Source organism: Sphingobacterium sp. UBA5670, from assembly GCF_002420705.1.
In the GTDB taxonomy this organism is placed as follows: Bacteria; Bacteroidota; Bacteroidia; order Sphingobacteriales; family Sphingobacteriaceae; genus Sphingobacterium.
On record NZ_DIIM01000003.1, the window covers coordinates 341,696 to 365,611 of the forward strand.

The following is a 23,916-nucleotide window of genomic DNA, read 5'->3' on the forward strand; positions in this document are numbered from 1 at the left end:
GTGTGGTAAATTTTAACCTTTAAACGTTTATGAATAAAATTCATTTCAAGTTAATTACAGCCTTTTTACTCGGAACAACCTTTCTGCAAACAAAAGCGCAAGAAACCCTATTGCTTCGAAATCCAAGTATAAGCGCTGCTAATATCGCTTTTGTCTATGGTGGAGATATCTGGATTGCCGACAAAAACGGAGCAAATCCGAGACGCCTTACAACAAATCCAGGGGTGGAACAGAATCCAATGTTTTCTCCTGACGGCAAGAAAGTAGCATTCACAGGCAATTATGACGGAAATACGGATGTCTATGTAATTCCTGTAGCAGGAGGTGAACCAAAACGTATAACTTATCATCCATCTTCGGATGTGTTACGTGGATGGCTCAACAATGATGAAGTATATTATACGACATCGCGAGATTTTACTTACGCTTTAAGTCCGCGATTATATAGTTCCAATATACAAATTTCAGGATTGGACAAGGCACTGATGATGCCCGAAGCCACGCAGGGCAGTCCTTCTTCAGATGGTCGTTATTGGGCCTATATCAAGAATACTGATCCTACAGAAAGAGACCGTGTAGCCTTTAAACGCTATCGCGGTGGCGGTATGCCGACTATTTGGATTTTCGATACGAAAACCAAAGAAATAGAAGCAATTCCACAGGTTAAGAGCAACGACGTTAAACCATTATGGTTGGGAACTAAGGTTTATTTCCTGTCTGATCGCGATAAGATTGTCAATATCTTCAGTTATGATACCAAGACCAAGAAGGTAGAAAAACTAACGGATTTCAAAGATTATGATGTGCGTTCGCTGAACGGGAATGGAACTGATCTGATCTTTGAATATGCAGGTGCATTAAATACCTTGAGTCTAGGCAATAATAAGGTAACTCCCCTGCATATTAGCGTAAACACAGATGTGATGTATAAAAGACCTTATTACAAAGATATTAAGGATGATATACGTTATGCTACCCTGTCACCAACAGGCCAACGCGCATTGTTTGAGGCGAGAGGCGAGATATTTACAGTGCCTAAAGAAAAAGGCGAAGCTCGAAATCTATCAAATTCACCAGGCTCTCATGAGCGTTTTCCGGATTGGTCTCCAAACGGTAAGTGGGTTTCTTATATTTCAGACAAAAATGGTTCATATCAGTTGGTCCTAATGGATCAATTTGGAAAAGATCAACCTTTATACTTTAATTTGGGGCAAACTAATTTCTATTTTGAACCTACATGGTCACCAGATTCCAAGAAATTGTTTTATAATGATTCACATCTCAATCTGTATTATATTGATATTGCTTCTAAGGCTATTGTTAAAGTTGCAGATGACAAATTGAGTGGGCAAACTGGCCGTGTATCTAATCATTTTCAACCAAGCTGGTCTCCAGATTCAAAATGGATATCCTTTATACGTACGCTGGAAAATGGAGTACCTGCCGTATTCATGTACAATTTGGATACAAAGAAAACCCAACAGATTACCGATGGAATGAGCTCTGCTCGTAGTACAGCATTCTCTCAAGATGGTAAATATTTATTTTTCACAGCGAGTACAAATACAGGGCTGACAAATTCAGGATTGCATATGTCTGCTGCTCAACGTAATGTAGATTATGCAGTATATGCCTTTATTTTGTCGAGTAAAACACCATCGTTCTTTAAGAATGATAGTGATGAAGAGCAAATCCGAGAAGATAAAGCCGACAAAAAGGAAGAGGGAGAAACGAATAAAAAAGATCGTGTAAAAGAGAACGATAAGAAAGCTCCTAAAAAAGATAAAAAAGAGGAAACAGTGGCAAGCAAGCCAATTGACAAATCTATTCAGGTGGATTTCGATCGTGTGGAAAATCGAATTGTTGCGCTTCCTTTGCCAGCAGGGCCTTATTGGAACTTGAATGGTTTAGTGCCGAATCAATTGACTTATCAACGTGGTGGAACAATCGGTGCATATGATTTTAAGGATCTTGAAAATAAAACCTTCGTGGAGAATGCACGTAGTTTTGTTATTAGTGCTGATGGTAAAAAAATGTTGTATCAAACGGGAAATGGGTTCAATATTGTAACAGCTGGGCAAAAAGTAGCCTCCCCTACTGCCGGTGAAGTTAAGTTGGGCGGAATTCAGCAATTGGTAGATCCAGCTGCCGAATGGAAGCAGGTATTCAATGAAGTTTGGTCTATGCAAAAAGATTATTTTTATGTTGAAAATATGCACGGTGCAGACTGGAAAGCAATGAAAACCAAGTATGAAAAATTCTTGCCCTTTGTAAACCATCGCTCTGATCTTGGCTATTTATTAAATGAGATGATGGGCGAAATGGTCGTAGGACACAATTATATTTATCCTGGTGATCAACCTTCCACACCTTCAGTTTCAGTCGGTGTGCTCGGTGCAGATTACACCTTAAAGAATGGCTACTATCAGATTACCAAGTTGTTTACTCGTCTGGAGTGGAATCCAACATTCAAAGCTCCATTAGCTGAACCAGGATTGAACATCAAGGAAGGAGATTATATTGTTGCTGTTAACGGTACAGAATTGACAGAGGCTAAAGATATCTATAGTTTATTTGACAATACAGTTGGCAAACAAGTGACTTTAAAGATCAATTCAAAACCTTCATTGGTCGGAGCGCGTGAAGTGGTCGTTAAACCTATTTCATTTAGTGATGAGATGAGTTTGCGGAGCATGGATTGGGTCGAGCGTAACCGTAAAAAAGTAAACGAATTGAGTAATGGTCAAATAGCCTACGTGTACATGCCGAATACAGGTCCTGAAGGCTACACCTATTTCAATCGTTATTACTTCGCTCAGATGGATAAAAAGGCCCTTCTAATGGATGAAAGAAATAATGGTGGTGGTTGGGTTGCTGATTATGTAATTGATCTTCTATCGCGCGAATTGATTTCTGGTTGGGGAATTCGTGATGGTAAAGGATTTACGACACCTGGCAATGGTATTTATGGGCCTAAAGCAATGATTATTAATGAAAATGCTGGATCCGGTGGAGATATGATGCCTTATATGTTCCGTTTTAAAGGACTGGGCAAATTGGTAGGTCGTACAACAATGGGAATCTTAGTCGGTATCAGTGGCTATCCACCATTGTTGGATGGAGGTCGTATTACATCTCCAAATTTTGGTGTATATGACTTGAAAGGAAATTGGATCATTGAAAATGAAGGAGTTGCTCCAGATGTATTTATCGAGCAATTGCCGAAAGATCTTTTAGAAGGCCGTGATCCTCAACTTGAAAGAACGGTGAAAATCTTGTTGGAAGAAATGAAAACTTATCCGTACAAAAATCTACAAAAACCGGCCGATCCTATTCGGGTGAATTAGGAAAACCTACATAAAAAAGGGCTTTGGATTTTCCAAAGCCCTTTTTTTGATCATATTACTGAAGTAAACGTATCCATATCCGAGATGATCGAACACATCCAGTGGAGTTTTACGGTAATTGGATCATATCGCTAGTTGTCACTATGCTGGTAAAAACGAAGCGATAAAATTTGATTGCGTGCTACGACTCCAATAAATCTTGCTTTTATTGTTATCTTTAACTGATATTTAATAACTATGTTTTCCGAACAGACTACTTCCCCCTTTCAATCTTTGTTACGTTTGATCTTAATGATCATTGGTTTTACGTTTGTATCACAAGTTTTCTATATTATCCTGCTGTTCTTTTATTATAAGATGACTGGACAGGTGTTTTCTATAGGGGTCATTATGAATGGTTCTGCCAATGAGATGCGATTATTGTTGTTAATGAGCAGTCTAGGTTCTTTTGTAATTCCAGCCTATTTGATGAATATGTATGAAGGCTATGGAATTAAATATTTCCAATGCAGCTATAGACCTAACATGGCGCAGTTTGCCTATGTTTTTTTTGCTATGCTCGCTTTTATGCCTTTGATGAGTCTGATCGGCCACTGGAATGAATCATTACAGTTACCCGATAATATGCAATCTGTACAACGTTGGATGGAGCAAAGTGAGAAAGATTCGGGGGATCTGGTTCGCGGTATTATCATGGAATCAAATATTGTTGGCTTTCTGTTCAACATAATTGTACTGGCATTGATTCCTGCTATAGGAGAAGAGTTACTGTTTCGTGGCGTTTTGCAGAATATCGTTGGGCGATGGCTGGGAAACCCACATCTTATTATATGGATTGTCGCGATAATTTTTAGCGCAATACATTTGCAATTTTTTGGATTTATTCCCCGTATGCTGTTAGGGGCATTTTTTGGCTACCTTTATTTATGGAGTAAAAATATCCTGCTACCCATCTTTGGGCATTTTGTGAATAATGCTGGAGCTACAGTGATGTCATTCTATTATGCAAGACAAGGAAAAAATTACGATGAACTCAATTCGTTTGAGTTACAATCTTGGTGGATATATCTTGTAGGCTTCATTTTTACTGTTATTTTTGTATTCTTATTTTATCGATCAACGCAAAAAGAAAACAATGGAGAACGATTGGAAAAAAATTAAAACATATACGAATGCTATTCAGGCCGAGATAGTCAAACAAATGCTAGAGGAGAATGGTATTCCTGCTGTCGCGTTGAATAAACAAGATTCTTCCTATTTATTTGGGAAAATTGAACTCTATGTCAGTGAAGGATCTACTGACCTAGCCGAAAGATTGATTGAGGAAGCGGAAAGGGGACTTTAAGACATGAAAACTAGAGCAATAACCGGAGTTATCTTTGTCGCTGTTATGATCGCTTCCACTCTTTTGGGCGCTTATGTATATTCCGTATTTTTTACATTACTAAGTACCTGGTGTCTTTATGAGTTTTATGGAATAGTATCATCCGAAGAACGGGCTCCAAATAAGGGATTAGGTATAGCACTTGCACTGGTACTATTTGCATTGGGATCGTTGATTTCGATGAATATACTGGAAGAAAAATTTTTGGTGCTGATTATTCCTTTTGTCAGTGTGACTTATATTATTTCTCTTTTCCAAAAGCGAACGTTTCCTTTTAACGATATTGCCTATACTTTTTTGGGAATAGCCTATGTTACCCTACCTTTTTTCCTATTTTCCAAATTAGGTTTTATCCAAGGAAATTTTAATTATGTCCTGCCTTTGGGCTTTTTGATTTTATTGTGGACAAATGACACTGGGGCATATCTGGCTGGACGGAGTTTCGGAAAGCGTAAACTATTCGAACGAATATCGCCAAAGAAAACATGGGAAGGTTTTTTTGGTGGCTTGATTTTAGCTATTGTTGCAGCTGTAAATCTGGAAAAATATTTCGGTTATCTTCCGCTTTGGCAATGGATCAGCATTGCAGCAATTATCAGTATTGTAGGAACATTGGGGGATTTGGTCGAGTCAATGCTTAAGCGGAGCTTGCATGTTAAGGATTCGGGAAATATATTGCCTGGACATGGTGGTTTTTTAGATAGATTTGATGGGTTGTTATTAGCGGCACCAATGGTCTATGTTTTCTTAATTTTAATCAATTGATTGTATTATGAGTCATATTCAAAAATCTACATTTGATTTTTTAACGGAATTGAAAGCTAATAATTCTCGGGAATGGTTTGCCGATAACAGAGGGAAATATGAAGCTGCATTGGCTGATGTGAGAAGTTTTTTGACGGATTTAATTGCGACATTGAGTGAGTTTGATCCTAAAATTAATACCTCCATACAGGCTAGTAAATGTCTATTTCGTATTTATCGTGATACACGCTTTTCAAATGATAAAACACCTTATAAAAGTTGGTTTGGTGCAGGAATATCAGTTGATGGAAGAAAGTTGCAAGGGCCTGAATACTATATTCATATAGGGGCAGAAAACTCCTTTATTGCATGTGGCTATTGGCGGCCTGAAAAGCAACATCTGGAAGCGATAAGGCAGGAAATCGATTATAATGGCGGTAAACTAGATGATATACTGAAAACGGTATTGTCCGAAAATAAGATCAATCTTTTCAAAGAAGATCTATTGAAACGTGCTCCAGCTGGTTATAGTGAGGACAATCCTTTTATAGAATTTATAAAATTGAAGAGTTTTGTTTTGGATAGACCTTTAACAATAAAGGAGTTATCGGCGAAAAATGCCCTGGATAATATCGTGGCTTCCTATAAAAGTATGCTTCCTTTTAAAGAATTTTTACAGGAAGCCATCGATACGGAATAATTATTCGGGTAAGCTGATTTTGCCCATACAGACAGCGGGAGAATCTTTAATTTGCTCGACATTGGATTTGTTGCCCGCCAGAGTTTCATTTGCTAATAGTGCAAAGAGAACAGCTTCCTTGGCATCTGGATTTATTCCTAATCTTGCAAAACTTTCAACGTTGCACATCGGTAAGCTTCTTTTAATGTAATCGAACAGCAATGGATTGTGCAGTCCACCGCCACTAATATATACAGCGACATGAGATAATCCCTCTGATTGCTTGCGAATGCCATTAATTATCGCATCTGCCGCAAAGCGATTGAGGGTCGCCATGACATCCTCATGTGGAATATGGGTTGTTTTCGAACGGTCTTGTGCCTTTTCGAGATAAGCGAGATTAAATAGTTCCGGCCCCGTGGTTTTTGGAAAGGACAGTGTTAGAAATTCCTCCGTTAATAATTGATTCAATAGTGCATCGTTTACTTTGCCCTTTTTAGCCATATAGGCATCTCTATCCATCTCCTGATCAAAATTAGCCTTCATGTATTGATTCATCATTGTATTTCCTGGTCCGAGGTCGGTAGCATATGCATTCAACTTTGTTTGATGACTTGGGATAAATGTGAAATTAGAAATACCGCCAATATTCAGTAAGAAACGATTTTCTGTGGGATGTGAGAAAAGCAAGAAGTCGCCATAAGCAGCCAAAGGTGCGCCCTCTCCCCCTGCGGCAATATGTTTCTGTCTAAAGTCAGATAGGGTTATGATACCTGTATCCACGGCGATATGGTCTCCATCTCCGATTTGTAGCGTACTATTTGGCCAGTTCAGATCCCTAGTCAGCGACTGGGGCGCATGGTAGACAGTCTGTCCGTGGCTGGCGATACAATCAATCTCGCTGCTTGATATATTCCATTGTTGTAATGCTCTATTGATTAATTTAGCATGCGTGATTCCAATGTAAGCATGCAGTCCCGAAAATAATTGTTGGTCGATATTTCGTTTTGCAAAAACTTCACGGACTCGTGCTCTGAGATCATCCTCATAATCCATTGTAGTGAAATGCTCTAGCTGTATTTTCGTTGTCTTACCTGCATTTTCTATGCGGCATACGGCGATATCAAGGCCATCCAGGGAAGTTCCGGACATCAGGCCAATGATGCGACGTTCTTTCTTTTGTGAAATATGGTAAAGTCTTTCGATTTGAGGATTCATAGCATAAAAATAAACACAAAAATGTTATGATGAATATCATTTTTGACAATTAAAGATATTTTGTAACTTCACGGCATTAAAAATCAAAAAATTAAATACAATGAATTTTCCAGCAGAATTGAAATACACCAAAGATCACGAATGGATTCGTGTTGAAGGTGATGAAGCAGTTGTAGGGATTACCGATTTCGCTCAACGTGAATTGGGTGACATCGTTTTTGTTGACATAAACACTGTAGGTGAAGAAGTAACCGCAAATGAAGTTTTCGGTACAATTGAAGCCGTAAAAACAGTTTCTGATTTATTTTTACCTGTATCAGCTACAATTTTATCTGTTAATGAGGCTATCGATGCATCTCCTGAATTGGTTAATTCTGACCCATATGGTGAAGGTTGGATTGTTCGTATTAAATTGAACAACGGTGCTGATGTAGATGCTTTGTTGTCTGCTGATCAATACAAAGAAGAGATCAACGCATAATTTAATGCATATAAAAAAACAAAATAGGGGCTTTTTTAGCCCCTATTTTGTTTCTAGTTCTATTTACTATTGGCTTTTTAATGTAGTCTTAATTTTTGCTTCAGGCATATCTACATCACTGGTCATTTCTGTCATTTTTGTAAGACAGGTCTTTTTATCCAAGACATAGAAGCCCTGTACGTTACCTACCTGATTGGCATCAGGGCCGAACATTTTTCCTTCGACATTTACTTTATAGCCAAGCTCATTTGCTTCTATTAAAGTCATTTTGCTTTCCACCGAAATTCCTGAGTCATCTGATTCAGTTTTAGATGTCCAAGAATCACCTATTTTTATTGGCTGTTCAGGTAATACTGTACTTATATTTTCGAACATGCTTTTATCAAAGGGCATGTTAATACCCTCAGGTAATTTGATATCAGAAGATTTGCCAAGTTGATCAACATTAAAACTAATGCTATTTTCGAGCAGCTTGCCCAAAGTCGCGTGCATCTGTTTGGAAAAGTCATTAGCCTCGGGATTGTTAGAGTCGTAAGTCATATCCATTCCCGCCATATTCATTTTCATGTTGATTCCGGTATATCTAAGGTCGAACGCGAAAGTATTGTCTTTTTTCGTCGTATTGGTGATATTAAAACCCATATTAAGGTCTGTAACCATCTTTTGGCCAGCAGCGTCAATATCCATTGTCATCACAAGGTTTTGCGATATTTTTTTCCCTGAATCGGGATTTACGCGTAATGTGTATGTCTTTTGTGCAGAAGCGGATATCGCTAGAAATGCAAATACAGCCATCAAGGAGGCAATTCTTAATTTTTTCATATATGGATTTTTAATTTTTTTAATAAGCGACAATTGGCCAGCTTAAATATAAAAAAAATCCCTTTTACTTAGTAAAAGGGATTTTAATTTTTTTAAGAATGCAATTCGTATTACTTCTTGATATAAGATACTTCTTTCACGGCTTTAACAACTTTCTCAACGTTCGGTAAAGCAGCTTCGATCAATGTCGGAGCATAAGGAAGAGGTACATCTGCACAATTTACGCGGATAACAGGCGCATCTAAGTAATCAAATGCGTTACGTTGTACATTGAATGCTAAATCCGTAGAAATAGATGCCAATGGCCATGCTTCTTCCACGATTACCAAACGGTTTGTTTTCTTAACAGACGCGATGATTGTAGGGTAATCGATAGGACGTACAGAACGTAAATCGATTAATTCAACGCTGATACCTTCTTTTTTCAATTCTTCAACTGCAGGAATGACAACACGAGGAAGCATTTTACCAAACGATACAACGGTTACATCTGTACCTTCTTGGATAATATTAGCTTTTCCGATTTCCAAGTAATATTCTTCTTCAGGAACTTGTCCTTTATCACCATACATTACCTCAGATTCCATGAAGATAACAGGATCTGGATCGATAATAGCTGATTTCAATAAACCTTTCGCTTCATATGGATTAGATGGTACCACAACTTTCAAACCAGGTGTATTTGCAAACCAGTTCTCAAAGTTTTGAGAGTGTTGTGCAGCAAGCTGACCAGCGTTTCCTGTAGGGCCACGGAAGACCATTGGGATGGAGAACTGTCCACCGCTCATGGAGTGAATTTTAGCTGCCGCATTGATTACTTGGTCAATTGCAACAAGTGAAAAGTTGAATGTCATGAATTCAACAATTGGTTTCAAACCATTCATTGCAGCACCAACAGCAATACCAGCAAAGCCAAGTTCAGCAATAGGTGTATCAATGATACGCTTTGCGCCGAATTCATCAAGCATACCCTGACTTACTTTGTAAGCTCCGTTATACTCAGCAACTTCTTCTCCTAATAAAAATATTTTGTCGTCTTTACGCATTTCTTCGTTCATTGCTTCACGAAGTGCTTCTCTGAATTGTATTTCTCTCATCAGTTGTAAAATAGTGTCAATTTTTAGATTACAAATCTACTATTTAAAATTGATATTTTGAAGATTTGAACCCGCTAATTCTATAGTTTTATGTCATTTTTTAATAAGTAAATGACTTTTGATTAAATTTTTGAATATAGGTCGTTCAGATATTCTAATGTTTTTATAAGGGCCTTATTACTATTCATTATCGCTAACGGAATGTTCCACGTGGCACGGTTCCTTTTCTCTACGTAATTCGAAATACCACGAATCTCGATCACGGGAATTGTCATTTTGTCGGCAGCATAGAAAACAGCAGCTCCCTCCATACTTTCAACAAGGCTATTTGGATGCAGTTTTTGAATTTTTTCGATACTTTCTGTACTACCATGAACTTTGTTTACGGTAATTCCTTCTCCCTGTTTAAGAAAAGGAAGCCTAAGCTCTTTATCATTCAGTAAACACGAGGTAAATTTAGACTTTCCGTAGCCCAATTGATCTATCGGAATAAAATTATGACCGTCTTCCGCCCCAAGTTCAACGAACAATTCCGAAACAACTTGAACAACCGCCCCTATTTCAACATGGCGATCCAAACATCCACCTATTCCTATATTAATGAGGAGATCATATCTTTTTTCGTGCAGTACTCTTCCCAGCTCAAAGGCCGTGGCGACCATGCCGACACCCGTTACTAGGGTATCGCATTGACCGTAATTTGATACCACTTCTAGAAAAGGCTGCAATTCAAATGAAGTGGCCGCAATCACTAATATTTGCATGATGAGTTCGTTTTTGATGGTAAATTACAAATTATCTTGTACGCGTAGACCTTCTTTTGAGAATAAAAACATCTTGCTTGCATAGAGTCACCCTTACAAATTTGACCTTGATTATAATAAGTAACTGATTTGCCGCTAAAAATATCCTTTTAGATCATCGTGTCTGAACTGCATCCTCATAATCCTATTATACATCATAAATGGTGATCACTTTCTTATCTATTAGCTTAGCTTTTACATACATTTAATATAGGTATAGTTTAGGTTTTACTTAGCTATTACCTAAACTATACCTAAACTAACCCTAACTAAACCCTATCTAAAAGGTAAAGAAAATCACGTCGAAATGTCCAGTTATGGATACGCTTTTCTCAACAGGGTGCATACAAATTTTTTCTACAAAATCGTATAGCAAATTAATTACCGAAATCTAGTTATTACTCATAATAATGAGTCGTTTACCTCAATATGGCAATTCATATAAAAATTAATAGTACTCTTGAATAGGGATGTTTCTCAAAATTGCCCCTGTTTAATAACCAAGGGTAGAAATACTTAAATATATTACTATATTCTGACGGCATTCCTTAAAAGGAAATGTTAAAATTGCAGCTAAAGCCTTATCTTTGTATTATTATGGTATTTATAACTCGTCGTGAACGTTTTTGTGCTGCGCATAAGCTCTATCGTGAAGATTGGAGTGAAGAGCAGAATGAGCAAGTATTTGGCCTCTGCTCCAATCCAAATTGGCATGGACACAATTATGATCTTTATGTAACAGTTAAAGGAAAGGTTAATCCGGAGACTGGATTTTTGATCGATTTAAAGATCATGAAAGAAATAATCAATCGTAGTATCATTGACAAAGTCGATCACCGCAATTTCAATCTAGATGTTGACTTTATGAAAGGAGTCATGGCTTCTACGGAAAATATCGCAATCGAAATATTTAAGATCTTAAAACCGCTATTTGATGAACAAGGAGTGGTCTTGCATAGTGTTCGTTTGCATGAAACAGAAAATAATTACGTCGAATATTTTGGCGATTAATCTTTAATACATTTAAATAGTAGAAACTATGAGTCAACACTCATTTGACAACGAAGAGTTGGATGGATATATTAAGATCGACAAATACAATACTGAAAAGGTAGATCGCATCGCTGCTCATTATACAGATATATTGGAGTGTCTGGGGGAAGACCCAAAACGGGAAGGTTTGGTGAAAACGCCAGAACGTGTTGCAAAGGCATTGCAATTTTTGACACATGGGTATGATATCGATGCTGCTGAGGTATTGCGAGGGGCTATGTTTGAGGAGGACTATAGTCAAATGGTCGTCGTTAAGGATATTGAAGTATATTCTCTCTGTGAGCACCATATGTTACCTTTCTTTGGTAAAGCCCATATCGCGTATATTCCCAATGGTCATATAGTCGGTTTAAGCAAAATACCACGTGTCGTTGATATTTTTGCACGTCGCCTTCAGGTTCAGGAGCGTCTTACCAATGAGATCAGGGATTGTATTCAAGAGACACTTGGTGCGCGGGGAGTTGCCGTAGTGATGGAATGTAAGCATATGTGTATGGCTATGCGTGGTGTACAGAAACAGAATTCAGTAACGACTACCTCTGCCTTTACTGGAGCATTTCAAAATGATGTCACAAGGTCCGAATTTTTACGCCTGATCACTGCTGATCTTGCTTAATATATTTGTTGTTTAATAATAAAAAATGGCCCGCTAAAATAACATCTTTTAGTGGGCTGTTTTATGTATAGAATCTAAAAGCTAGACAGAAAATCAAAAAATGGCAATATCGCTTTTTTACGCATCTAACGCGATTTCCAAAAAATTCTCTTTACAAAAGGTTAATTGTATTTAGCTGTTATCCAGTGTTTTGTAAAAAAAAGTTTTTATCATAAAAAAGTTTTTTGGTACCTTTGTGGTTATGGAAATTGTTGCCGACGATTTAGAGTCCTATTTGGAACATACTACAGACGAAGAAAATTCGTTACTGAAAAGGGTAAATCGGGAGACATATTTGAAGGAAACAATGCCCCATATGTTATCTGGACACTACCAGGGGAGAGTTCTTTCTTTATTGAGTAAATTGGTTGCTCCGAAACGTATTTTAGAGATCGGAACTTTTACGGGATATGCAACATTATGTCTCGCTGAAGGATTGCAGGAAGGTGGAATATTACATACCATTGATATCAATGCGGAGCAACAGGAACGGGTTCAGGGTTATTTTGATGAATCAGCATTTGCTGATAAAATTAGGTACCATATTGGGGATGCAGCGATCATATTACCGACATTAGATGAAACATTTGATTTGGTATTTATCGACGCGGACAAAAAGAGAAATTTATATTATTTCGAAACGATAATAAATCAAGTTCCGTCTGGGGGACTTATTTTGATTGACAATGTCTTATGGAAAGGTAAGGTATTGGATTCAAAACCAGACAATCAAACAAAGCAGATCATTGATTTGAATGCACGTTTAGCTCAGGACAAGCGCGTAGAAAAGGTAATATTACCAATTCGAGACGGACTTTTTGCCTTACGCAAGAAGTAATTTGTGAACTAAAACATTCTTCATGAATTTAAAACAATTAAAAAGCTTTGTACTGGTACTAGCTTTAGGAATTTTTGGATTAACAAAAGTTTCAGCTCAAAGTAATGCGGCATATGTCGATAAGTACAGTCCAATAGCAAAAGAAATGATGGAGGAACACGGTGTTCCAGCATCGGTTATCTTAGCCATCGCTATGCATGAAAGCGGAAATGGTGGTAGCAGGGTAGCAAAAAATTTGAATAACCATTTTGGTGTCAAAGGAAAAAACAACAGTACCGTTATTCGGTCAGCTTACAAAGGTTATCGGTCTGTAATGGACTCGTATGACGATTTTGTAGGAATAGTAAAAAGAAAAAAGACTACTCAAAGCCTTTTTGAAAAACATCCTGGTGAAAAATACGAAGCTTGGGTAAAAGCGATTGCTCGTTCCGGTTATTCGACGAGTAAAGGTTGGACAGCAAAAGTACTCGCTACAATCAGACAGTATCATTTAGATATGTTTGATAATGATGCTAAGCAAAATAGATTCTCGTCAACAAAAAAATAAGCGCGACAATATTGCATGAAGAAGTTTTTTTATGGCATGTTTGTATTCATGATGTTGATTACATCATGTTCTAGCCGGAGAGGCACAATTTCATCCTCTAAGTCCGGTTCTAATTCAAAAACTTCTTCATCATCTTCTTCTGTAGGTCGACCCACCATGGCCGGTAACGATTATATTGCTCATTACAAGGATGTGGCTGTTGCAGAAATGAATAAATATGGCATTCCAGCGAGCATTAAACTCGCTCAGGCTTTACTGGAGTCCGGTAATGGCAATAGCTATCTTGCTCGTGAAGCCAATAATCATTTCGGTATTAAATGTGGTGGTGTTTGGAAGGGAAAATCCGTGACTCGTCCCGATGATAATATCAATGACTGCTTTCGTGTTTATGAAAATCCCGAGCAATCTTTTCGAGATCACTCGAAGTTTCTGTTACGGCCGCGATATGCGGCACTCTTTAAGTTGGATAAGAATGACTATAAAGGTTGGGCTAAAGGCTTGAAAGCGGCGGGATATGCCACCAATCCACGTTATCCAGAATTGTTGATTGAAATGATCGAAAGATACCATCTTGATCAATATGACCGTGGTGAATCTCTGCGTGAAAAAGTAGTACGGGAAGAGACTGTACAGGTCGAGATCGTACAAAATGTGCAAGAAACACCTCCTGCCGTTGTAAAAACAGAAGAAATTAAGAGCCCTGTAGCTATGCGTATTCATGAGGTTAAAGCTCAGGATACATTATATTCGCTCAGTAAGCTGTACAATGTATCCGTTGATCAAATCAAATCCCTGAACGGTCTCACCGATGATGCGCTATCTTTAGGCCAACTATTGGTTATATCTAAATAGTTACGCTTTAAAAGATGTTAAATATTTCGCTTTTGTACGGCGATATAGTAGTTTTACGAAAGTGATACTATTGCGATATATTTTTCTACTTATTGCCCTTGTGGGCTTTACTTCTCAACTTTTTTGCCAAGATAAAAAAGTCGAAGGAATCGTTTTTGATAAGAATACCAAACAACGTATTGGAAATGTGAAACTGGCGAACCTACGCACTGGGGAGGTGAATTACAATACCATTAAAGGAGAATTTGACTTTAATGCACAGCTGGGAGATCGTATTGTCGCCATAAGTAAAGGTTATTTTTCAGACACGCTCGTGGTGGATAATCGAGGATTATTGCTATTTCATTTGGTGCGCGAATCTTTTTATATAGATGAGGTTCAGGTTTTTGCGCGTAAGAGCCCCGAAGAAATTCTGAAAAAGGCGAAAGAGGATTATGAGAAAGCGTATCGGCTTTCAGGTTATGGCGACGTGTTTTCTGTTGGTCCAACTGGCGCTGGATTAAGCATCAATTCAATCTATAGCTTATTTAGCAAGGAGGCCAAAAGAGCAAGGCGACTGACCAAAACCATTGAAAATGATTATAAAGAAAATGTGATCGATTATAAATTTACGAAACAGCTTATTAGCAAGGTCACCGGACTCAATAGCGAAGAATCAGAGCGATTTAGAAGGATATTCAGACCCTCCTATTTCTTTATTTTGGCAGCGAGTGATTATGAACTGACGAACTATATCAAAGATTGTTATTCACGGTATCAATTGCGTCCTTCGGAATATTTTATTGAGCCTTTTCCAACAATTAATTATAAATTAGTACCGTAAACAAAAAATAGACGTTTTCAGAATGAAGTTATTCAATTTTGTCGGCATGGCTATGCTTTGCCTTTCTATGACCAGCTTAAAGGCGCAGGATCTGAAAGATCTTCGAGCAAAACCAGATACTGTAATTTCTGTACAGAGAGAACAACCTCTAAATATTAAAACGATTCGTCCTGTAGTTCCAAAACTAAATCTAGAAGTCGATTATTGGAAGCATTGGACGAAATTTGGTATCAATTTAAACCAGGCTTCATTTAATGATAATTGGAAAGGTGGTGGTGTTGGCTCTATTGCTGTTGGATTGAATGCTAACCATAAATCGGATTATACCAGAGACAATTTCAACTTTGTAACTGAAGTTGATTTACGTTATGGGAAGATTAAGAACACCAATAATATAGCGAAGAAAAATAATGACCGTATATTTTGGGATAATAAACTCTCCTATAAATTGTCGGCCAATTGGGCTTTGTTTACGTCGGTGACATTTGAGTCGCAATTTGATGCAGGCTATAAATATAAAACGGTAAATGGTAGAGATACGATTGATTATATTGAGAATGCTTTTATGGCTCCAGCCTATTTAACAGAGTCTTTCGGTCTTGAGTATAAGCCGAGTAATGAGTTTTCTCTACGTTTTGGTACTGGTACTGCGCGCCAGACTTTTATCTTGGATGAGCGTGTTAAACCTCGCTCAGGAGAAGGTTTTTTCGAGAAGTATGGATATTATAGGGATCCTAATAATCCAAGCACTGGTACAGGTGAGAGATTTGGTGTAAAAGAGGACCGGTCTTTTGCAAATGCATTAGCATTCCAGTTAACGGGTAACTTGGACAAAAATTTTACAGATAAGTTGAACGTAAAGGCCCGTTACAATCTTTTTGCTGATTACGAGAAGCTTTCCGATCCAACGCACCGTTTAGATGTAACGGTAACAGCGAAAGTTACCCGAGTAATCAATGTGAACTTAAATGGCATCATGATTTACGATCCGGATGTTATTTCAAGAGTGCAATTAAGCCAGTCTTTAGCGATGGGGATTGTCTATAGTTTACCAAAATAATGTTTAGATCTGTGTCGGTAGGGATATTACTTTGTTCATTGCTGTCTTTGGCGAGCTGCAAGTCGAAAGTACAGCCAGTGGCTTCAAAACCGCTCGTGGCAGCTTTTGCCCCGGCAGTTGTGCTGGAAGAGAAGGTTGTGGCAAAACCGGATACCAATCTACTGACACCTGAGGAAAGAAAAATTCTTTTGCTACAGAAATCCGGTACTCATTCTTATTGGCGTCAGGAGGAAGCGATTCATTATGACGTTCGTAAACCAAACTTTGTGATCATTCACCATACTGCACAGGATAGCATTGGGCAGACGATCAAAACATTCCAGATCCCACGGACCAAGGTAAGTTCTCATTATGTTATTGGCCGGAATGGTGAAATTATACAAATGCTGAACGACTATGTTCGTTCCTGGCACGCAGGGGTAGCAAAATGGGGTTCTATCGTAGATATGAATTCCTGTTCTATTGGGATCGAATTGGATAATAATGGTAGGGAACCTTTTCCCGAGGCACAAATTACTTCATTAATGACTGTGCTAGATACCTTGAAATCACGATATTTAATTCCCACAAATAATTTTATTGGACATGCCGACATTGCGCCATCGCGAAAGAATGATCCAAGTGTTTTTTTCCCTTGGAAAAAGCTTGCAGAGCGAGGTTTTGGTATCTGGTATGATGAAGGGCAGCTTGTGGCCCCTCCGGAAGGTTTTAATGCGATAGATGCACTTAAAATCATTGGCTATGACACATCAAATCTAAAAGCTGCTATCGTTGCTTTTAAACGAAAGTTTGTCGTGCGGGATACAACACCCGAGTTGACTATATACGATAAAAGTGTCTTGTACAATATCTATAAAAAGTACTGAGCCTGAACTAATCAGGCTTTTTCTTTTACGCAAGTTATTCTTTGTCCTTTGTAAAACGAGATTCTTTGCTTCCTATTTGTAGGAGGTAAGCGAATAGCATCACAGCGACACAGCCAATAAGATTTAGCCAGAGAAAAGGAATTTTGTTCATCATCCAGATGGAGACCACAATAATTTCGGAAAGTATTGCTGCTAAGAAAACAGCTTTGCCATGGATTTTCTTCATGTAAAACGCGACGATAAAGATTCCCAGGATAGTACCATAGAATAATGAACCCAAGATATTGACTGCTTCGAGGAGATTGCCCAGTCTGTTGGCATACAATGCGACAGCCACGGTAAATATACCCCAGATCAATGTAAATAAACGAGACCACAATAGATCCTGCTTTTCGGAGGAGTCACGGTTAATGAATCTTTTATAGATATCAATCGTCGTAGTTGAAGCCAATGAGTTAATGGCACTTGCTGTCGAACCCATAGATGCGAGAAAAATGACGGCTATGAGAAGCCCGATGAGTCCTTTTGGAAAGACACTTGTCACAAAAGCAAGAAATACATAATTATTGTCATTGGTTTCCGCTGCAGGGTTATTCTTTTTGATTAAATCTAAAGTTCCTTCTTTTACCTGCTGCATTTGGGCATTAAGTTGTCCCAGCGAGGTTTGATAATTGGCAATATCTTTTTTATCGTTGTGATCTAATGCTGTATTGAGCTGCTGAACAACAGATTCACGTGTTTTAAATAGTTCGCTATGCCTTTCTTCCAGCATCTGATAATCAGGTGCATATTTACTTTCTTTAAGCTTGTTGATTTCGACTTGATTGAAAAAAATAGGCGGCTGATGGAATTGATAATAGGCATATACCAGGACTCCAATGAGTAGAATAGCAAATTGCATCGGAATTTTCAGGAGTCCATTCATGATCAATCCCATGCGGCTTTCTTTGACTGAAGCTCCCGTCAAATAACGACCTACCTGACTTTGGTCAGTTCCAAAGTAGGAAAGCTGGAGGAAAAAACCACCGATCAGTCCTGTCCAGAGTGTATAGTTATTGTTGAGGTCAAAAGTAAAATCCAACGCATTGGTTTTCCCAGATTTTCCTGCAATATGAAGCGCTTTTGATAGACCAATATGCTCTGGGAGCAGATGAATGACCAGTATGCCTGCAACGAGTAAAGAACCAAAGATAATGCTCATTTGAAGCAGTTGCGTATGAGATACGGCTTTGGTTCCTCCATAGGTTGTATAGATAACAACAAAACTTCCGATTGCCAATGTGGTATAGGTAAGATCAATATGGAGTATAGTTGATATAATTAGTGCAGGAGCAAAGATTGTAATACCTGTAGATATGCCTCGTTGTATCAGAAAAAGAATAGCAGTTAACCCTCTGGTTTTTACGTCAAAACGTTTTTCTAGAAACTCGTAGGCCGTAAAGACTTTTAGTTTATGAAAAATAGGGATAAATGTGATACAGAGGACAATCATGGCCAAGGGAAGGCCAAAATAGAATTGGACAAAACTCATTCCAGAGGAATAGGCAAGTCCGGGTGCGGATAAGAAAGTAATGGCGCTCGCTTGCGTTGCCATTACCGATAAACCCACATGATACCAAGGCAACGAGCGGTTGCCTAGAAGGTACCCGTCAATATTTTTGATGCCTCGACTTTTGTACATGCCATAAACGACAATGCATAAAAGTGTCAGAAATAAAACGATCCAATCTGCTGTACTCATGAATAGTGTTTAGTGAAAAAGTACAGAAAAAGGACAAATACAAATAGCCAGATAACGACCAACCAGTAGAAGCGCCTCCAGCTATTCATATTTTTTATCTATCAGAAGGTTTCTGAGGATAAATGACGCTATTAAAAATTGCTGCAATAATCAATCCGACAGCGGCACCGCCAAAAATGCTTAAAAATGTCTCGTTTGCCGTGAATCCAATTAATGCACCAAACACTACAGCAACTAAAAGAATAATTCCTTTTGCTTTACCAGCATCTATTGAAGTGCAGTTGTTGTCAATCTGATTTTCCATTATTATATTATTTTGATTTTGATAACAAATTTACAAATAATCTGTAAGCTCCGGGAATTCCGGCGGGTAATTGTCTAAAAAAAGATAGTGATGTATAGACAAATTTACCTTTTCCATATTGGGCTATCAATAAAGAGCCGTTGTGCAGCGGTTCTCCGGGGTCCTGGATTGTAATTGGAGTGCGGTATCTCTTATCGATATCTTCCGCAAAGTAAAGTCCGCGTTCCTGTACCCAATGATCGAAGTCTGCGTCGCTGATCTTGTTTGGGTAGTTGAAAATTGGATCGTTCTTATCGAAGTGTACTTTCGCCATTTCGTCGGTCACGCGGTTTCTGCCGATGCTAAAAGGGAAAGGTCCAAAATGTTTTGAGATTAATCCGTTGTTTACGTTGTATTGTTCCAGGACTGTCCCGCCCATGTTGACGTAAGAAAGAAGTTTATTTTGTAACTGTGCAATTTCTCTGTTGACATTGAATATTCGTACACCTAAAATCACCGCATCATAGGTATTGAGATCTGCTTTTAATGCCTGTGCACTACTCAAAACATCCACTTTAATACCAATGGCAGCGAGCGATTCTGGAATGAGGTCCCCTGCCCCATGAATATATGCGACAGTTTTTACATTGTTAATCAGGCTAATATTACTCATTTTGATCGCTACATCCGGAAAATAAACAATATTGGGGATATGTGAGTAATCTATAGTTTTTATCTCTTTCAGATACTCTTTTTTTGCCAATTGAAAGCTTAGTGTATCAATAGAAGATTTAGATCTGTCTATTGGTTTTATCGTGATCTGTTTCGTTGCTGTATTACTTCCTTTGTCGAAAGATAGATCAAATGATGCGGGCGAAACTTCCCAACCTTGAGGGACATTGGAGATGATATTAAATGTTCCTGCTTGTTCCATTCCGTTTTTGTGAAAAGTTAAATTTACCTTGACCGCGGCTGCATTTTGGGTAAGTGCCAAAGGGCTTGAGCTTTTCGCTGATAGTTGTGGGAGAATCACAATGGGGTTATAGATTTCTCCACGCACAGGATCTGTGTATTTATACTGTATAGGTTGATTAAAGGTCATGTTTTCACCATTGATCCGAAGCCCAAATGATAGCTGTGGAGCATTTGGGTTTTCGGGGAAGCCGGTAAGATTAAAGTCACTGACATTAAATTTACCTTTACTATGTGCTTCAATCAGCCAGTATGGTTGTGTTGTACTATTAGCGTATAAAAGAACGGAGTCTTTTTGCAATTTATTTGTTTTTAAGATTTCGTGCATGTCATGACCGTTCAATTGGGTGAGCTCAACGGATACATTTGGTCGCCTGACAATGATCGAATGGTCTACTTTCATCTGATCTCCCAAAGCATAAGATGGTTTTTTTGCAATACTTTCAAACCAGATCCCGGCGCAGGCCAGAATAAGTTGCTCGACTTCTCTTGTCTTCTCCTTTCTCCAGTAATCATCAGTAATTTGTTCCAATGCTTTATGAAGTTGGATAAGTTCGGGAATAACAAGTTCAGGCTTTTCTACCTGATAAGTTTGATTGATATGATCAATCAAAGATTGAACTTTTGTACTGTTTTGTATTCTTTTCCATGAGGTATCAACGCCATCCAATAGTGTCTTCTCTGCAGGAGAACCATCTACATAGTCAAAATATTCAATGGATGAACCGCGTTGGCCCGCTGAGCCAAAGCCCTGGCTTTTGTGTGAAGATCGGCTTTGTGCCGCAATTTCTCCATACGACTCCCCTAATAAAGCGTTATAATCGCCGATATCTATTTTTAACTGATCTTCGCGCGTGTTGTTTTGTCCGCCAAAATTGGCCGTGTTCCACAAGAGACGTTTAACCTGCCAAGGGGTGACAAATTGAAGTTGTTCGGGAAATTGTGTCGGATCGGCTGCGGCCTTAAAGGCTTCATGAGCCAAAATAGCAGAAGCTTGGTGGTGGCCATGTCCCCCTCTGGGATCTGGCGGGAAACGTGTGATAATGACATCAGGCCTAAATTTGCGAATAACCCATACAGCTTCACTAAGTACCCTTCGTTTATCCCAGAATTCAAAAGTCTCTTCGGGAGTTTTTGAAAAACCAAAGTCGTAGGCTGAGGAAAAGAATTGTTCGCCCTTATCTATTTTTCGTGCAGCCAATAGTTCCTGTGTTCGGATCAACCCTAGTTCAATACCCTGTTCCGTTCCAATGAGGTTCTGTCCCCCATCGCCGCGGGTTAGCGATAGGTAGCCTGTTCTATATTTTTTTTCTTGTGCAAGCCAAGCGATCAGCCGTGTATTTTCATCATCTGGGTGTGCAGCAAAATAGAGAACCGAACCCAGTACATTCAGTTTTTCTAGATTAAGTTTGATTTCAGCAGCATTCCACTGTGGATGCTGTGCTTTAACAAGGGAAGCCGAGAGGATACCGGCCAATATAATGATAACAGATAGAAAAGGTTTTCGCATGTTTAAAGATAAAGATTTTGATTAACAACAGATTGTTGGCTATTGTAATTTTATTGAAAGTGTTTGTCTGTTCTTTGGTGTAGAAATACAGTTATTGAGCGTTTGTTTGATGGGTTTTAATTGGAGATAAAACTTATCAATAATCAAAGGAAATGGGCAGAATAGTTTCGTTAAAGGTTTGGTTAGCTACTGAAGTTGAAAAGGGATTTTGCATATTCATGAAAATAAAAAACGGAAATCCCAATCATGTTGGAATTTCCGTTTAACAATTAAAATATTTTTTCCTGAAACGAATTTTTAGAGAATAGTTATTTTGTCGCTTCGCTCCAAGTGGCAACCTTTAACATAGTAAATATATGTAGAAAATATTTAGTTCTGTTAGATTACTTTAATTAGTTTTCCACATTGCTAAATTTTGTCAACATTTTAGCGTTTGAAAAACGAATTATATACAGGTGTTATTCGTTTAAAATGCTGCAATACAGCGATTTTTTTGTCGGATATATCGGCTACTGTTTTCGAAAAATATGATCGATCAAATTCGGACATAACCAACCCGTTAAACAAATTTTAGTTGACCTAAAACTCTTTACTTCCCGTACTCAAAAACGGATCAGGACACCTTAAAAAGAAAGTTTTACGTTCGGCATCAGTAAAGACTATTTATCGATCGCGCCTAAAACACGCTTCATAAACATGTTCAAAGCATCTTTTTTGGAGTTTCCTTCTTTTATCAATTTATCGACTTCGACAGCTCCATATAGATTGGAAATCAATTCACCAAGAACATCGAGTTCTTCATCTTTCAAAGGGGCCTCTGTCAGCGCTTCCAATGTTTCGATGGTTTCCAAGACATAATCTACATCATTTTGTTCGATGAATTCTGTCAAATGTTTAATTACCGGTAGTTTCATTGAATAATTCTACTAATGCGTCCAACTTATTTGTTTGTACTTGATTGACCAATTTACCGTTTTTAAATGCGGCAAAAGTTGGCAGATTATTGACATTAGCCAATTTGCGGGATTCAGGGAATTTCTCTGCATCTGCAATCACGAAAGGCACACTGTCGTTTTCTCCCGCCAATTTTTTGAATTTTGGTTTCATGATTTTGCAGTTCCCGCACCAAGTTGCGGAGTACTGAACCATAACAATATCGTTATTGTTTACAATTTCTTGTAAATTATCGTTTTCTAATTCTTGTAACATGATTTTATTATTAAGGTGATTGTTGAAGAAATCAACAGGAACTGGGAATAGCTCCTGTTGATGAGACCTATGGCCTTGTATTTTTTAGTGGTTAGCTAAATAATCAGCTACACCTTTTCTGTCCGCGTTCATGGCATCTTTACCTTCTTCCCAGTTTGCAGGACATACTTCACCGAATTTTTGAACGTGCGCGTAAGCATCGATCAAGCGTAAATATTCTTTAACGTTACGACCTAAAGGCATATCGTTTACAGATTCGTGGAATACGCGGCCGGTTTCGTCAATTAAATAAGTAGCTCTGTAAGTGACAGCAGAACCTTGTGCTAAAGTGCCATATTCTGGGTGTTCAACCTCTTGAACGTCCAAAATTCCTAATACACTAGATAAATTACGGTTAGTATCTGCCAAGATAGGGTATTCAACACCTTCAATACCACCATTATCTTTTGCTGTGTTTAACCACGCAAAGTGAACTTCATTTGTATCACATGAAGCACCGATTAAGATTGTATTGCGTTTTTCAAACTCAGCAGCAGCTTCTTGGAAAGCATGTAATTCAGTAGGACAAACAAAAGTGAAGTCTTTTGGGTACCAAAATAAAAGCACTTTTTTACCTTCTTTAACCGCTTTTTCAAAAATGTTAATTTGTAAATTATCGCCTAAATAATCAATTGCATCTACTGTAATGCTTGGAAAACTTTTACCTGTGAAACTCATAATATATCTTTCTTTTTTTTGTTGACACAAAGATACAGCAACTCTTCCCAAAAAGCGAATTGATTTTAGCAATACACTATTGTCAAAATCTATTATGACTGCATTATAACAATAAGTTTTTATTATAATAATGATAAGTTGATACGGCATTGGGGATGTTTGGGAGGTAATAAGTGAAAATAAAAGGATTAATACAGCGATAGTTACAAATTTAC

At 38.1% G+C, this 23,916-nt stretch carries 24 protein-coding genes; 14 read left to right on the top strand and 10 right to left on the bottom strand.

Annotated elements, in window-relative coordinates; all coding sequences use genetic code 11:
• The first annotated feature begins 29 nt into the window (after positions 1-29).
• The 5 genes from B3C94_RS04275 (at position 30) to B3C94_RS04295 (ending at position 6,175) form a co-directional block, all read left to right on the top strand.
• Positions 30-3,347, top strand: a complete 3,318-nt coding sequence (locus tag B3C94_RS04275; protein ID WP_293899526.1) for a S41 family peptidase — start codon at positions 30-32, stop codon at positions 3,345-3,347.
• Positions 3,348-3,584: 237 nt separating this feature from the next.
• Complete coding sequence (locus B3C94_RS04280) at positions 3,585-4,508, top strand: CPBP family intramembrane glutamic endopeptidase (protein WP_293899528.1); 924 nt, start codon at positions 3,585-3,587, stop codon at positions 4,506-4,508.
• Positions 4,483-4,692 carry a DUF2007 domain-containing protein gene (locus B3C94_RS04285; protein ID WP_293899531.1) on the top strand — a complete coding sequence of 70 codons (210 nt, stop codon included), beginning with the start codon at positions 4,483-4,485 and terminating at the stop codon, positions 4,690-4,692. The genes B3C94_RS04280 and B3C94_RS04285 overlap by 26 nt, the downstream gene beginning before the upstream one ends.
• 3 nt (positions 4,693-4,695) lie before the next feature.
• A complete protein-coding gene (locus B3C94_RS04290) occupies positions 4,696-5,496 on the top strand; it encodes a phosphatidate cytidylyltransferase (RefSeq protein WP_293899534.1) in 801 nt (266 codons plus the stop codon).
• Between the two features lie 7 nt (positions 5,497-5,503).
• The gene (locus B3C94_RS04295) at positions 5,504-6,175 is read left to right on the top strand and encodes a DUF2461 domain-containing protein (RefSeq protein WP_293899537.1); all 672 of its coding nucleotides are present in this window, start codon (positions 5,504-5,506) and stop codon (positions 6,173-6,175) included.
• Here B3C94_RS04295 and B3C94_RS04300 read toward each other — a convergent pair whose 3' ends face one another.
• Positions 6,176-7,372 (bottom strand): anhydro-N-acetylmuramic acid kinase, encoded by a 1,197-nt coding sequence (locus B3C94_RS04300; protein ID WP_293899540.1) that lies wholly within the window; start codon positions 7,370-7,372, stop codon positions 6,176-6,178.
• Between the two features lie 100 nt (positions 7,373-7,472).
• On the opposite strand from B3C94_RS04300, the gene gcvH reads away from it, so the two are divergent.
• Positions 7,473-7,853 carry a glycine cleavage system protein GcvH gene (gene gcvH / locus B3C94_RS04305; protein ID WP_293899543.1) on the top strand — a complete coding sequence of 127 codons (381 nt, stop codon included), beginning with the start codon at positions 7,473-7,475 and terminating at the stop codon, positions 7,851-7,853.
• 66 nt (positions 7,854-7,919) lie between these two features.
• Here the strand turns inward: gcvH and B3C94_RS04310 are convergent, their stop codons facing one another.
• From B3C94_RS04310 to mqnB, 3 genes are all read right to left on the bottom strand, one after another.
• Entirely contained in the window at positions 7,920-8,675 is a 756-nt protein-coding gene (locus B3C94_RS04310) for a DUF6263 family protein (RefSeq protein WP_293899546.1), read from the bottom strand.
• A gap of 110 nt (positions 8,676-8,785) precedes the next feature.
• Entirely contained in the window at positions 8,786-9,772 is a 987-nt protein-coding gene (locus B3C94_RS04315) for a pyruvate dehydrogenase complex E1 component subunit beta (RefSeq protein ID WP_293899549.1), read from the bottom strand.
• A gap of 122 nt (positions 9,773-9,894) precedes the next feature.
• Positions 9,895-10,536: a futalosine hydrolase gene (gene mqnB, locus B3C94_RS04320; RefSeq protein WP_293899552.1), complete on the bottom strand. Its 642-nt coding sequence runs from the start codon at positions 10,534-10,536 to the stop codon at positions 9,895-9,897.
• Between the two features lie 636 nt (positions 10,537-11,172).
• Between mqnB and B3C94_RS04325 the strand changes: the two genes are divergently transcribed.
• From B3C94_RS04325 to B3C94_RS04360, 8 genes are all read left to right on the top strand, one after another.
• Positions 11,173-11,586, top strand: a complete 414-nt coding sequence (locus tag B3C94_RS04325; RefSeq protein WP_293899555.1) for a 6-pyruvoyl trahydropterin synthase family protein — start codon at positions 11,173-11,175, stop codon at positions 11,584-11,586.
• A 28-nt stretch (positions 11,587-11,614) separates the two neighbouring features.
• Positions 11,615-12,244: a GTP cyclohydrolase I FolE gene (folE, locus tag B3C94_RS04330; protein ID WP_046673193.1), complete on the top strand. Its 630-nt coding sequence runs from the start codon at positions 11,615-11,617 to the stop codon at positions 12,242-12,244.
• A gap of 241 nt (positions 12,245-12,485) precedes the next feature.
• Positions 12,486-13,121: an O-methyltransferase gene (locus B3C94_RS04335; RefSeq protein WP_293899560.1), complete on the top strand. Its 636-nt coding sequence runs from the start codon at positions 12,486-12,488 to the stop codon at positions 13,119-13,121.
• 22 nt (positions 13,122-13,143) lie between these two features.
• Positions 13,144-13,668, top strand: coding sequence for a glucosaminidase domain-containing protein (locus B3C94_RS04340; protein ID WP_293899563.1), 525 nt, complete (start codon positions 13,144-13,146; stop codon positions 13,666-13,668).
• A 15-nt stretch (positions 13,669-13,683) separates the two neighbouring features.
• Entirely contained in the window at positions 13,684-14,520 is an 837-nt protein-coding gene (locus B3C94_RS04345) for a glucosaminidase domain-containing protein (protein ID WP_293899566.1), read from the top strand.
• A 70-nt stretch (positions 14,521-14,590) separates the two neighbouring features.
• Positions 14,591-15,343, top strand: coding sequence for a hypothetical protein (locus B3C94_RS04350; RefSeq protein ID WP_293899569.1), 753 nt, complete (start codon positions 14,591-14,593; stop codon positions 15,341-15,343).
• Between the two features lie 22 nt (positions 15,344-15,365).
• Positions 15,366-16,403 (top strand): DUF3078 domain-containing protein, encoded by a 1,038-nt coding sequence (locus B3C94_RS04355; RefSeq protein WP_293899572.1) that lies wholly within the window; start codon positions 15,366-15,368, stop codon positions 16,401-16,403.
• A complete protein-coding gene (locus tag B3C94_RS04360; protein ID WP_293899575.1) occupies positions 16,403-17,269 on the top strand; it encodes an N-acetylmuramoyl-L-alanine amidase in 867 nt (288 codons plus the stop codon). The genes B3C94_RS04355 and B3C94_RS04360 overlap by 1 nt, the downstream gene beginning before the upstream one ends.
• A 34-nt stretch (positions 17,270-17,303) precedes the next feature.
• Here the strand turns inward: B3C94_RS04360 and B3C94_RS04365 are convergent, their stop codons facing one another.
• From B3C94_RS04365 to B3C94_RS04390, 6 genes are all read right to left on the bottom strand, one after another.
• A complete protein-coding gene (locus tag B3C94_RS04365; protein ID WP_293899578.1) occupies positions 17,304-19,010 on the bottom strand; it encodes a sodium:solute symporter in 1,707 nt (568 codons plus the stop codon).
• Positions 19,011-19,104: 94 nt separating this feature from the next.
• Complete coding sequence (locus tag B3C94_RS04370; RefSeq protein ID WP_293899581.1) at positions 19,105-19,314, bottom strand: hypothetical protein; 210 nt, start codon at positions 19,312-19,314, stop codon at positions 19,105-19,107.
• A 7-nt stretch (positions 19,315-19,321) separates the two neighbouring features.
• A complete protein-coding gene (locus B3C94_RS04375) occupies positions 19,322-21,775 on the bottom strand; it encodes a PIG-L family deacetylase (RefSeq protein WP_293899584.1) in 2,454 nt (817 codons plus the stop codon).
• Positions 21,776-22,434: 659 nt separating this feature from the next.
• Entirely contained in the window at positions 22,435-22,689 is a 255-nt protein-coding gene (locus tag B3C94_RS04380) for a DUF6952 family protein (RefSeq protein ID WP_046673203.1), read from the bottom strand.
• Entirely contained in the window at positions 22,670-22,984 is a 315-nt protein-coding gene (locus B3C94_RS04385) for a thioredoxin family protein (protein ID WP_293899590.1), read from the bottom strand. Before B3C94_RS04385 ends, B3C94_RS04380 begins: the two co-directional genes overlap by 20 nt.
• Positions 22,985-23,068: 84 nt before the next feature.
• Entirely contained in the window at positions 23,069-23,851 is a 783-nt protein-coding gene (locus B3C94_RS04390) for a peroxiredoxin (protein WP_293899592.1), read from the bottom strand.
• Positions 23,852-23,916: the final 65 nt, after the last annotated feature.